The following is a 604-nucleotide window of genomic DNA, read 5'->3' as shown; positions in this document are numbered from 1 at the left end:
CCGACGAGGGCAAGAGGGCAGCATGGCCGACCGTTTCCGCATCACTTTGGCGCAACTCAACCCAACTGTTGGGGATATTGACGGCAACGCGGCCAAAGCTTTCGCGGCATGGGAGCAGGGGCGTGCATCAGGGGCAGACCTGGTGGCGTTTCCCGAGATGTTTATCACTGGCTACAATACCCAGGACCTGATCATGAGGCCGGTGTTTCACCATGCGGCGATGACAGCGGTCGAGGCATTGGCCAAGCGTTGCGCGGATGGGCCGGCCATCGCCATCGGCGGGCCCTGGGTCGAAGGTGAGAGCCTGTACAACGCCTACTTGATCCTTAAGGGCGGGCGTATCACCAGCAAGGTATTGAAACACCATTTGCCCAACGAGACCGTTTTCGACGAGGTGCGTTTGTATGATGCCGGTCCGCTGGGCGGCCCGTATTCGGTTGGAAATTCCCGGATCGGAAGCCCGATCTGCGAAGACAGCTGGCACCCGGATGTCGCCGAAACACTGGAAGAAACCGGCGCCGAGTTTCTGTTGATCCCCAATGGCTCGCCTTACTTTCGGGACAAATACGACATACGGCTCAATCATATGGTGGCACGGGTTGTC

Annotated in this window: 1 protein-coding gene; it reads left to right on the top strand. The window is 58.9% G+C overall.

Translation table 11 applies throughout. The features are described 5' to 3' along the window. Positions 1–22 precede the first annotated feature (22 nt). Positions 23–604: nitrilase-related carbon-nitrogen hydrolase (locus ACR1XY_RS24810; RefSeq protein WP_480597532.1), on the top strand; the 582-nt coding region annotated here is incomplete at its 3' end.

It is taken from the genome of Ruegeria sp. AD11(2025) (assembly GCF_056542405.1).
This window is presented reverse-complemented; position numbering and strand designations above follow the sequence as displayed.